This window comes from Rhizobium sp. 'Codium 1' (assembly GCF_020889605.1).
Classification (GTDB): Bacteria; Pseudomonadota; Alphaproteobacteria; order Rhizobiales; family Rhizobiaceae; genus Allorhizobium; species Allorhizobium algae.
Genome location: NZ_JAJGPW010000001.1, coordinates 35,483 through 47,464, shown reverse-complemented (window position 1 = coordinate 47,464; position 11,982 = coordinate 35,483). Strand labels below are relative to the sequence as shown.

Annotated in this window: 7 protein-coding genes; 3 read left to right on the top strand and 4 right to left on the bottom strand. The window is 63.7% G+C overall.

Annotated features, from left to right (window positions below):
* Positions 1 to 4: 4 nt before the first annotated feature.
* Together LJE98_RS00195 and LJE98_RS00190 are read right to left on the bottom strand one after the other, a co-directional pair.
* Positions 5 to 2,497 carry a FecR domain-containing protein gene (locus tag LJE98_RS00195; RefSeq protein ID WP_229572722.1) on the bottom strand — a complete coding sequence of 831 codons (2,493 nt, stop codon included), beginning with the start codon at positions 2,495 to 2,497 and terminating at the stop codon, positions 5 to 7.
* A 10-nt stretch (positions 2,498 to 2,507) separates the two neighbouring features.
* Complete coding sequence (locus LJE98_RS00190) at positions 2,508 to 3,905, bottom strand: tetratricopeptide repeat protein (RefSeq protein ID WP_229572721.1); 1,398 nt, start codon at positions 3,903 to 3,905, stop codon at positions 2,508 to 2,510.
* Positions 3,906 to 4,279: 374 nt separating this feature from the next.
* Between LJE98_RS00190 and LJE98_RS00185 the strand changes: the two genes are divergently transcribed.
* From LJE98_RS00185 to LJE98_RS00175, 3 genes are all read left to right on the top strand, one after another.
* On the top strand, positions 4,280 to 5,026 hold the full coding sequence (locus LJE98_RS00185) for a DsbA family protein (protein WP_229572720.1): 747 nt from the start codon (positions 4,280 to 4,282) through the stop codon (positions 5,024 to 5,026).
* A 78-nt stretch (positions 5,027 to 5,104) separates the two neighbouring features.
* A complete protein-coding gene (locus LJE98_RS00180) occupies positions 5,105 to 8,569 on the top strand; it encodes a chromosome segregation SMC family protein (RefSeq protein ID WP_229572719.1) in 3,465 nt (1,154 codons plus the stop codon).
* A complete protein-coding gene (locus LJE98_RS00175) occupies positions 8,566 to 8,982 on the top strand; it encodes an Ivy family c-type lysozyme inhibitor (protein WP_229572718.1) in 417 nt (138 codons plus the stop codon). Before LJE98_RS00180 ends, LJE98_RS00175 begins: the two co-directional genes overlap by 4 nt.
* Positions 8,983 to 8,986: 4 nt before the next feature.
* On the opposite strand, the gene LJE98_RS00170 is transcribed toward LJE98_RS00175, so the two are convergent.
* Both LJE98_RS00170 and LJE98_RS00165 read right to left on the bottom strand, forming a co-directional pair.
* Positions 8,987 to 10,153 (bottom strand): MFS transporter, encoded by a 1,167-nt coding sequence (locus tag LJE98_RS00170; RefSeq protein WP_229573847.1) that lies wholly within the window; start codon positions 10,151 to 10,153, stop codon positions 8,987 to 8,989.
* Between the two features lie 330 nt (positions 10,154 to 10,483).
* The gene (locus LJE98_RS00165; protein ID WP_229573845.1) at positions 10,484 to 11,797 is read right to left on the bottom strand and encodes an enoyl ACP reductase FabMG family protein; all 1,314 of its coding nucleotides are present in this window, start codon (positions 11,795 to 11,797) and stop codon (positions 10,484 to 10,486) included.
* Positions 11,798 to 11,982 lie beyond the last annotated feature (185 nt).

Here is an 11,982-nt window from a genome sequence, read left to right as displayed (position 1 = left end):
GCACTTACTTGCTGCCGGCAAAGATGCCGGTCGACGACCAGTTGCCATCTGTCGCCGTGAAATTGCCCATGATGCCCTTGACCGGATCCGTCCCGTCGGACGCGAAGGCGCCGGTGACGCTTGTCGCAATACCGCTGCTCGAACTGCCGCTGAAGGTGGCCGCCCCATTGCCGAAGCTGACATCGGCGCTGAAGGTCTTGCTGTCATAGCCAGAGACCGCAACGGTGCCGGTGCGTGAACCGAAGTCCATCGTCGAGGTCATCGCCCCGGTCGCGATGTATTGCGCACTGCCATTCACGACCGTCCCCACCGCATTGCCGTTATAGGTGGCGGTTCCCAAGGAGGGGATCGCGCTGTTTTCAGGCTGCTTGCCGATGATCCAGTTTCCGAGATGGACGGTGTGGTTGATTTCGCCATGGACATTGCGGCCCCACCAGCCCCAGGTCATGAATTCGCAGGCATTGCAGATCGCGGAGCTGTCGCCACTGTCGAAGATCGTCGCCGGCACGACGGCCGACGAGACCAGGTAGGAGCCGTCTTTGGCGCTGCTGCCGGCAATCAGCTGATCGGAGAGATAGCTTCTGTCGCCGTCGTCATCAAACTTGGCAAAGTTGTCGTCGCTGCCTGTGCTGATACGGCCCTCGAAAGTGCCCTTTTCAGCGTCGAAGGTGAGGTTGGTACTGCCGCGCGCGACCGTGCTGTTTCCCCCGGCTGTTGCGACACCCGACGAAAATCCTGTCATGGTCTGTTCGTCGAAGGTTCGGCGCGCGCCGGTCGTTTCCGCATCGTCGCGGCTCGCCACATGAACCTGCTCATATCCCTTGAATTCGGGTGTTGCGAAATCGCTTCCCGTCTCACCGATCGTACCGGCGGCGAGGACCAGATATTCGCCGTCGGCGCCGAGGAAATGGTCCTTGCCCGCCGTCGAGCCGATGCTTGCGGCCTTGCCCTGTCCATTGGTCGCGCCGCCGATTGCATCGGTCCGGCTCGATCCGGCCGTCGAGGCGACGAGCCCGTAACCACCGTCTGGCAAAGCGTCGAAACTGCCGCTCAGGATGTTGATGGCGCTCGTCTGCCCGGCACCGGAGCCATTGATGACGAGGGAAGCCTGCAGCGCGCGACCCGCGACATCGCCGCTCGCATCGCTCACACCGCCCGCAAGCAGATCGCTGGCCACGGCTTCACCGCTGTCGATGAAGCTGCCGGTGAAGGGTATGGTCTGGCCGTCCCCGTTCATCAGTGCGGCGAGAAGGTCCGGCTCCAGCACATAGGAGAGGATTTCCTCTGTCGAGAGCGTCTTGCGCGCATCTGCCGGCGTGCCCCCGACCACGTAGACGGCATGCGGTTCGGCGCTCCCGGCGCTCAGCATGTAGGTGAAGAAACCGCTGCTCCCGGTATAGGCCGTCCCGCTGGCCATCGTGCCGTTGACCGCCCCGGTCACGGACTGCTTCGTCAGCACACTGGCCGATGGGAGTGCGGGCAAAGTGACGTCGTTGCCCGCGCGGTCGGTGCCAGTCAGCGTGCCGCCCGCACTACGGCTCAGTGTGCCGCGCAATTGCTCCAGCCTGACGGCGCTCGAGCCGGGCCCTCCGTCACCACCGTCTGTTTCCACCGGCGAGAGAACCGAAACGGCGAGTCCGCCACCATCAGGCACCTGCGGCCGCGGACCCACATCCCGCTGCGAATCACCCGACATGTTCCCGACCGGCGTCGTCACAACCGGCCGCGGCTGCGGCACGGGGATCGTATTCTCCGAGGGCAAATGCGCCGAATTGCTTCGGGCGACAGTGCTGGTGGCGACTGTCTGGTTCGTCGGTCTGTTGTTCGCGCCCCCGCTTTGCCCGGGGCGCCCGGCGAGGGCCTGCTGGAACCCGCTCACCCATTGCGGTGGCGTACGCTGGATGCGCGGCTGGCCGTCGCCGGCGATGATCGAGAAGCCCTGTTTGAACAGGCGCTGCGGTGCGCCCTGGCCGCTAAGCCGTACTTCCTTGCCATAAACCAGCGTCATATGCGGCGGTAGCGGCTCGCCATTGCTCGTCTGCCCGTTGAGATTGATGTCGACCACGGCGCCACGAATGCCGGCCGTGCCGATCGGCGTGTCGATCTTCACATTGCCGCTGGCCTTGGAGGCCCTGCCGCCAATGAAACGCAGCGCTCCCTTGGTCATGGTGGCGGCAAGCGAGGCCGTATTCTTCTCCGGATCGTAGACGAAACTATCGATCACGACGGAGGAATTCGGCCCGATCGTGAAGGAAGTCCCGTCGGCGAGCAGGATCTGCACCAGGCCTCCGCTGCCGGTCTCGATCCGGTGATGGCGGATGACGGGATCGCCGAGCGAAATCAGCCTTGGCTTGCCCGTGCCATCGAAGGCGGTCACCTTCGGATTGACAGCTGCGGTCACGCCCGCGACGTCAGCCTCTGCCCGCGTAGGAGACGTCGCAAGCACAAGCAGCGCAGCGGAGGCCAGGAGCAGGACATGATGCTTCTTCGTTTTCATCGTCATGCTCCTAGAAGACGGCCTGGACGCCGATCGACAGCGATATGGTGTCGAAGGCCTTGATGTCGTAGTTCGACCAGACCTTGCGGTAGCCACCCTCTGTCACCAGGGCCACGCGCTCGTTGAACGGCGTGATCTGGCGAAGGTTGAGGCTGAATTCGGTGTCGCGCTGGCGCTCGGCCACATTGATCATGGTGTCGGGATCGTCATGTGCGCGACCCGCCACTGCCGCCTCCAGCCCGATGATCCAGGCCGGTCCAGCGCCGATCAGCGCCGCATGGCGATAGGCCGCGGAGATCGCGCCACCAACCTCGTTGAAGGAGAGATAACCCGTTTCGGCATCGCGTCGTGTCGCGGACACCCGGCCGGTGAGGCTGAAATCTTCGGCAAGGTTGTGCGACCAGGAGGCTTGCGCGTCGAAACGGTTGCCGGTCTGCAGGTCGGCGGTCTGGCGCGAGGTGGTGTTGGAATAGGTCTCGTGGCGAAATTGCAGGCTCGCTGAGAGACTGTCGAGCGGTGTTGCCTGCCAGTCGAAATTGGTCGAGATCCCGGCAGACGCAAGATAGCGTTCTCCCTCGATCAGCACGCCGCTGGTCAACACCATCAGCGAGATCGACCGGTCGTCCAGCCCGAATCGGCCGAGATCGAAGACCGGGCCGGCATAGGCCTCCATGGCTGCTGTGTTCAGCGTGTCGCGGTTGCGATATCCCGCCGCATAGCCGGAAATCCCGGCTTCCAGCGATAGCCCCTGGATCTCGGTGTCGTGGCGATAGCGAAGTGTGCCGTTGACGAAGCCATTGAAGTCCTCGGCTGCCACGCTCAGATCATCGAGCGTATAGGAGAGACTGTTCAATGTGACGGTGGAATTGGAGGGACCCGCATTGGCATTGCTCTGGTAGCGCAACCCGGTCCTGATCATGCCCGAAAGCTGCGATCGCGCGCCCTTCTGCTCGATCGCCGCCAGATACTGGTCGACCTTTGTCGAAACCTCCGGCGGGACCTCGCCTGCAGCCTTGGCGCCCTCGAAATACTGCCGCGCCGTTTCATAGGCGCCGAGACGATAGTAGAGCACGCCGAGTTCGAGCTGCAGCCGGGGCAGACCGGGCGCATAGATCAGCATGCGCTCCAGCGTCGATATCGCGCCTTCCAGGTCACCTGCCTGCGACGACAGGGCGGCGTATTCAAAGGCCGTGTCGAGCTCGTCTGGGGCGGCCATCATCCGCTCGAAGAGAACCTTGCGCTGGGCTTGGATCCCCGCCAGCGAGGCATTGCCCGTTTGCGGCGCGACATTCTGCGATTGCTGGGCGATGGCCGGGAGTGCCGGCATGGCCAGGCAAAGCGCGGCAACAGCCATGCCCGACGTGTGTGCGGCGAGGAAAAATCCGCCCCGGCTCTTCGGCAATACCATCTGAAAACAAACTCGAATTGTGAACGGTCAAAAATTTTTAATGCAAGGCAAACTGTTGTTCGAAGGAAAGGGATGCGTTCGATCCGGCCAAGCCTGGTGGCAATCCTGGCGTCGCCCGGTCGAGGCTCGAATTGTTATCCGCCCGGATGTGCTCTGGCAATGCGATGCGCGGATGCCTCCCCAACGGCGTTCCGAAGACCAGATCGGGCCGCCGATCCGGTCGTGGCTCAACGCCAATCCCCGTGCCCGCGTGGCAAATGGCGGCAAAAGGTCACGGAACTTTGATTTTTCGCGGGGGACCCTGCCTTGTTTGCCGCCTTTTGCCGTTATAACGGTGGACCCATCCAAGACACTTGCAAGCAGGTAACTGACCCATGTCGACTTCCGAACTCTCGATCACCAAGCGCCGTTTGCTCGGCGGCATTGCCATCGCCGCCGTCGGCTTCGCGCTCACCGCCTGCAGCGACGCAGAAGACAAGGCCGCCAGCGCTGAAGCCAAACCGGCCGTCAGCAACGAGACCACGGCCTCGACCACGTCCGCCGAGATCCCGACCGCCGATCGCGATGTCGATATGGAAGAGGCCCTGAAGCCGGGCCCGCTCAAGGAAATGGCACTTGGCGATCCGAATGCGCCGGTCAAGGTGATTGAATACATGTCGATGACCTGCCCGCATTGCGCAAACTTCCACGAAAACACCTTCGAGGCGATCAAGACCAAGTATGTCGATACCGGCAAGGTCTATTTCGTGCTGCGCGAATTCCCTTTCCCGCAGGACACCGCTTCGCTCGCCGCCTTCATGCTCGCCCGTTGCACCACGGAAGACAAGTACTTCCCCTTCGTCTCCATGCTGCTCAAGCAGCAGCGCACCTGGGCCGCTCCTGGTGACGGCGACGTCCGTGGCGCCATGCTGCAGCTCTCAAAGCTCGGTGGTTTTACACAGGAGACCTTCGACGCCTGCTTGACGAACGCACAGCTTGCCGGTGATGTGTCGAAAGTCCGCGATCGCGGTGCTGAGGAATTCGGTGTTCAGTCGACTCCGACCTTCCTGATCAATGGCAAGGCCTATTCGGGGGACATGTCGGTTGACTCCATGTCGGCCCTCATCGACAGCCTGCTCTGATCGACGCTCCGTTCTGACGACGGGCGCCGGGAAAATCCGTGCGCCCGTTTTTCATGCCGTCCTGCCTGGGATGATGCCATGAAATTCAACCGCCTTCGCGTTGTCGGCTTCAAGTCCTTCGTCGAACCCTCCGAATTCGTCATCGAACGCGGCCTGACCGGCATTGTCGGGCCGAACGGCTGCGGCAAGTCGAATCTCGTCGAGGCACTCCGTTGGGTCATGGGCGAGAATTCCTACAAGAACATGCGTGCGTCCGGGATGGACGATGTCATCTTCTCCGGCTCCGGCAATCGCCCGGCCCGCAACTCGGCCGAGGTCGGCCTTTATCTCGACAATTCCGACCGTACGGCTCCTGCCGCCTTCAACGATGCCGACGAGATCCAGGTGACCCGCCGCATCGAGCGCGGCAATGGTTCGGTCTATCGCATCAACGGCAAGGAAGCCCGCGCCAAGGATGTGCAGCTGCTGTTTGCCGATGCATCGACCGGTGCCCGCTCGCCCTCCATGGTCGGACAGGGTCGCATCGGCGAACTGATCCAGGCCAAGCCTCAGGCGCGTCGGCAATTGCTCGAAGAGGCCGCCGGCATTTCCGGCCTGCATTCCCGCCGTCACGAGGCCGAACTCAGGCTGCGCGCCGCCGAAACCAATCTCGAGCGGCTGGAAGACATTACCGCCCAGCTCGAAAGCCAGATCGAAAGCCTCAAGCGTCAGGCCCGCCAGGCCAACCGATTCAAGCAACTGTCGGCCGATATTCGCGCTCATGACGCCATGTTGCTGCACATCCGCTGGGCAGAGGCGAAGAGGGCCGAGGGCGAGGCGGAAAGCGCGCTGAACCAGGCCATGTCTCTGGTTGCCGAGAAGGCGAACCATCAGATGGAGGCTGCCAAGCTCCAGGCGGTCGCGAGCCTGAAGATGCCGGAACTGCGAGAGGAGGAGGCGAAGTGTGCGGCAGCGCTGCAGCGACTGCAAATCGCCCGTTCGCAGCTTGATGAGGAAGCAAGCCGCATCCTGCGTCGCCGCGACGAACTCACCCGCCGTCTCGCCCAGCTCGACGAGGACATCCGCCGCGAGGAGCGCCTCGTCTCCGAAAACGCCGAGGTCATCAATCGCCTGGCCGAGGAAGAGGCCGAGCTCGAGGATATCCTCGCCGATGCCGGGCGATTTGCCGAAGAGGCGAAGGACGCCTTTGAGGCCGCTGCCGCGACACTTGCCGACAGCGAGCGCGATTTCACCCGTCTCACCGCCGAGCGTGCCGAAGCCGCTGCCGGCCGCAATCAGCTGGAACGCGCCATCCGCGATCTGACCGAGCGTCGTGCAAGGCTCGAGCGTCAGGTGTCGGAGGCCTCCCGCGAGCTTTCCGAGATTTCCGACCGCATTGCGGCTCTGCCCGATCCGGACGAAAAGCGCGAAATGGTCGAGATCGCCGAACAGGCTGTCGCCGACGCCGAGAGCGCAGCCATGGAGGCGGAAGCCGCGCTGACCGAGGCCCGCCGTACCGAAGGTCATCTGCGCCAGCCGCTGGAAGCCGCCCGCGCCCGCGTCAACGGGCTGGAGACGGAAGCCCGCACCATCGCCCGGATCCTGGCGAGCACGACCACGGGCGATTTCCCGGCTGTCGCCGACGAACTCTCCGTCGATCGCGGATATGAAACCGCTCTCGGCGCCGCCCTCGGCGACGATCTCGACAGCGCCCTCGATCCCACGGCCCCCGCCCATTGGCACGGCAATGGCGACGGGGCAGGGGATCCGGCCCTGCCGTCGGGTGCCAAGCCCCTGATCACGCATGTCCGGGCACCGGCAGCACTGACCCGGGCGCTTCGCCAGATCGGCGTCGTCGAGGAAGCCGATGCGCTCGCCCTGATGCCTGAACTCGCCCCCGGCCAGCGGCTTGTGACCCGCGACGGCGCCGTCTATCGCTGGGACGGCCATGTCACCGGGGCCGATGCACCAAGCGCCGCCGCCCTGCGTCTCGCCCAGAAGAACCGGCTTGCCGAGATCGAGATCGAGACCGAGGAAGCCCGCGATCAGATGGTCGAGGCCGAAGACCGTCTGGCTGAGGCCGCCGATTCCATTCGCGCTGAAGAGGCTCGCCTCACCGATGCCCGTGACCGCAGCCGCCTGACGGTCCGAGGCCTCGCCGAAGCCCGCGACGCCCTTGCCCAGGCCGAACGCGCCTCGGGAGATCTCATCCGCCGCCGCGAGGTCATCGAGGAGGCCGTCAACGGATTGAAGGCCCAGATCGAGGAGATTGTCGAGCAGGAGGAAACCGCCCGCATCGAGATGGAGGAAACGCCAGACCTTTCCGCCCTCGACACTCGCCTCCGCGACGCCGAAGCTGTCGTCGCACGCGACCGTGGCCTGCTCGCCGAAGCTCGCGCCCGTTTCGAGGGGCTTGCCCGCGAAGACGAGATGCGCCGCCGCCGCATCCTCTCCATCCGCCAGGAAAAGCAGAACTGGCAGAACCGGGCAAAATCGGCCGAGGAGCATATCGCGACGCTGCGCGAGCGCGAGGCCGAAGCCCGCGAGGAAATCACCGATCTTGAAATGGCGCCCGACGAATTCGAGGATAAACGCCGCAACCTGATGACTGCCCTCGACAAGGCAGAGAAGGACCGCCGCGACGCCGCCGATCGCCTGATCGAGGCCGAAACCCGCCAGCGCGAGGCCGACCAGAAGGCGGCGTCAGCCCTGGCCGAACTCGCCGAATCCAGAGAAAAGCGCGGACGCGCCGAAGAACGCCTCGTTTCCGCCCGCGACTGGCGCATCGAAGCCGAAACCCGCATTCGCGACACACTGAGCGTCGAGCCGCACGAGGCCTTCCGCCTGACGGGCCTCAAGGATCAGAGCGAGATCGGCGACCTGCGCGAGGTCGAGCGCAATCTCGACCGGTTGAAGATGGAGCGCGAGCGTCTGGGGGCCGTCAACCTGCGCGCCGAGGAAGAGCAGAAGGAACTGTCGGACAAGCTCGCCGCCCTGATCAAGGAACGCGATGACATCATCGATGCAATCCGCAAGCTGCGCGGCGCCATCCAGAGCCTCAACCGCGAAGGCCGCGAACGACTGATTGCCGCCTTCGACGTGGTCAACGCCCAGTTCCAGCGCCTCTTCACCCACCTCTTCAATGGCGGCACCGCCGAACTGCAGCTGATCGAAAGCGACGATCCGCTGGAAGCCGGCCTCGAAATCCTCGCCCGCCCGCCGGGCAAGAAGCCGCAGACCATGACGCTGCTGTCGGGCGGCGAACAGGCTCTGACCGCCATGGCCCTGATCTTCGCCGTCTTCCTGACCAACCCCGCGCCGATCTGCGTGCTGGACGAAGTCGATGCACCGCTCGACGACCACAATGTCGAGCGCTACTGCAACCTGATGGACGAAATGGCCGCCTCCACCGAGACCCGCTTCGTCATCATCACCCACAACCCCATCACCATGGCCCGCATGAACCGCCTCTTCGGCGTCACCATGGCCGAGCAGGGTGTCAGCCAACTCGTCTCCGTCGACCTGCAGACGGCGGAGGCGCTGCGCGAAAGGGATCTGGTGTGAAAATCTACCTCACCACCGTTTGCCTCCTGCTGGGCCTTGGCGTTGCCCCCCTCCACGCCCAGCTCTCCACCTCGCTTGCCGGCAACTATCTGCCGAGCGTGCTGGCGACGTCGCCTGCCCATCGCGACAGTCTGATGGAGATGATCAAGGGGCAGCCGGGGCTGCCGTTCTGGGTGCGCGCCCTGGTGCGCCAGCCGCGTTACGTGGCGCTCGCTTCCGAGGAGGTGAAGGTCAGAGACAAGCGCATGCAGCTCTTCCGCGCCTGCGAGCCCCGGACCTGCGAAAGCAGCTGGCTCAAGGTGCTTTATTCCGAGGATGGCAAGAGGGCGCTGCTTTACGTGTCGGACGCGAAGCTCGGCATCAAGATCTTCGGCGATCCGACGCCGGAGGAACTGGCTTTCCTCACGCGCTGACGCATCAGGCCGCAACCTTCTCCCGGCGAGCCGGGCCGACCGGAAGTGAACCGCTCGCAAAGATCGATCCCAAGACCAGCGGCAGACAGGCGAGATAGGCATTGCGGATGCCGAACGCCTCAGCCACGAAGCCGAGCAAGGGCGGGGCGAGGAAGAAGACGACGAAGGCCATCTGGCCGATCGCTGCGACATTGATGACGGCCGGCCTGTCGGTCCGCCGGGCGGCGGCCGAGACGGCCATCGGGTAGACGGCGCTGCAACCGGCGCCCATCAGCGCGAAGCCGAGAAGTGCCAGCGAAGGGGAGGGCGCGATCCAGGCCAGGGCGATCCCTGCCGCGGCAACGGAAAGCAGAACCCGCCCGACCAGCCGTGCGCCGCAGCGATCGACAACCGGATCGACTGTGAGCCGGGCGAGTGCCATGAAGAAGGCAAACAGCGTCAGCGCGGAGCCAGAGACGAAGGGGGAAACGTTGAAGACCTCTTCCATGTAGATCGTCGACCAGTCGATGCCGGCCCCCTCGATGAGGAAGGCCGAAGTGCCGATGATGCAGAGTGGCAAGAGCGAAAGCGTCGGAAGCGCGAAATGCGGCGCCTTGGCTTCGGCTCCGGCTGTGGTCAGGACAGGTGCGTTCTTCATGCCCGCGATCGTGACCGCGCCGATGACGAACATCAGCCCGAGCAAAACATGCATATGCACCTGCATCGTCACCTCAGCCTGGCGCACCAGCGAGGCAGTCATCGCAGTGACGAAGAAACCGAGGCTCCAGCAGCCATGCGCGCGGTTCATGATGCCGAAGCCCGCCTGCGCTTCGATGCGGCCGATCTCGACATTGAGACAGATCTCCAGTGCACCGGCCAGAAGCCCCACAGCCAGGAGCGTGGCAAAGACGAAGGGAGCGGACGGCAGGAGCGGGATGACGGAGAGCAGCGTCATCACGCCGAGCAGTGTGATCGCCAGCGTCATGCGCGAGCCGAGCCGGACGATGACTGGCGACGAGAGCGTCAGCGAAATCAGCGAACCGATCGCCATGCCGATCAGGGTCAGCCCCAGCTCCGCCTTGTTGACGCCGAGCTGCAGCTGCAGATCGGGCAGCCGCGAGAACAGCGAGCCCGTCGACATGGCGAAGAGGAAAAAGGCGATATAGACGCGATATTGCGGCTGGAAATGCATCGGCATGACTCGGCTTGTCTGATGACCAGCCAACGGCGTGGCAGTATCGAAGGCGGAAGTCCAGTCGTCCGGGTCCGCGATCGGTTCGCCTCGGGAAATGTCGGCAATCGGGCGCGTCAACCTGACTGGCATCAATCACCGGCGGGAGGGCGGCTCGACAACATCGTCATGCTCGGCCTTGGGCCTGGGATCTGCGCCGCTCGGCCCACCATGTCTGACGATGGCGGATGCCGGGGACGGAGCCCGGCATGACGACAGAGAAAAAACGAAAATGCCGGAAGCAAGGCTCCCGGCATAATCCTGTTCGCGACTGGCGACTGCCTTAATCGCTCACCCGGCCGAATTGATCTGCCGCGCCACCATGTCGTGGTTCAGCCACAGCACCGGCGCCGACGGATCAGCCACTTCGCCGAAGATCAGCGCGCCGGTTGCCTCGACCACGAGCAAGCTCAGATAGTCCGAGATCAGCGCCTTGCCGTCCTTGTGCATCTGGGCGATCTCTTGCGAAGTGCCGATGGTGATGTCCGACTGGCCCTGGCTGTTCGGCATTGGCCACTTGTTGAAGTCGTAGAACGGGATCATCACGTCGCTGGCCTGGAAGTCAGCAATCTTCTTGAGCACGTCGTCGATGGTTGCACCCTCGACCAGAAGGTTCTGGCAATCAGCCCAGACCTTCTCGGCCCGCGCGCCGCCGTTTTCCTTCTTCAGCGCCTTCAGGAGCGGCAGAAGCGGCAGTTCGATGCCGGCGAAGACGTCGGACGAATTGGTGCGGATCTCGGGGCAGTTGAACACGGTCGCCTTGATACCCGATGCGAAAGCCTCCTCGGCGATCGCCTCAAGCTTCATCTTGGCATAGCCCTGGGTGTAATTCGTGTAGGTCTGCCAGCGGTATTCGTCGCCGATCAGGATGCCCGTGCCGTGATAGCCATAGGCCGAATAACGCACCTGGCCGCCGCTCTTTTCGATGCGGGCGCGGATCGCGGCACTGCCTTCGATCAGGTGGCGGAACGTGTGGGCCGAGACTTCGTCGAAGTTCTGCAGGATCAGCTTTCCGAGATCGCTGTCGAGCAGAACCTGGGAGGACATGTGGCGCGCGCCGCGGCCCTTGTAGATGCGGTTGGCGAGAACGAGGAAGACCTTCGCCTTCGGAATGCCGCCGGCCATGGTGTGGGCGAAATGCACGTTCTTGCCGTCGGCGATCATGCCTTCCAGCTCGGCCATGATATCGGCAACCGCCTTCTGGAAGCGGGTAACGCCAACCTGGCGGCATTTTTCGATATGCGCCCAGTCGAGCTTTTCCGTTTCCCAGTTTTCCAGCGTCAGCGAAGCAAGAAGGTCGGTCGGCGTCTTTTCGCCCTCGGGCGCATCGAGATCGAAGCCGGCCATGGCGGGGATGTTGATGATCCGTCCACCGAGATTGGCTTCCGCCTGGGCGAGTTCTTCCTCCGTCAGCGGACGCAGCTTGTTGTTCTCGTCGCGGCGACCGACGGTGATCCCGATGATCTCCATGCCGGCCTTCTTGGCCTGATCGAGCAGGCCCGTGACATAGCCGCGGCCGAACAATTCGCCGAACAGGACGAAGACGTCGCCCTGGCGGTAAAGGTTGTTGTGCGGGATCTCAGTCAGGGAAACCGGGCTGGTCAGTGTCATTTTTGATTCCAAATTACAATTGGCGTGCATGCCCACTAGCAAAGACTGAGCCGCAGTGCATCATCCCGGAGCGCATTCTCCGGTCATTTTAAGTGACGGTTCATCGCAATGCGTGATGAGCCGTTACAATCTTCCACAGGATCGCATCTGCCGGAGCGCACACGAGCCGTCGGCTGTCG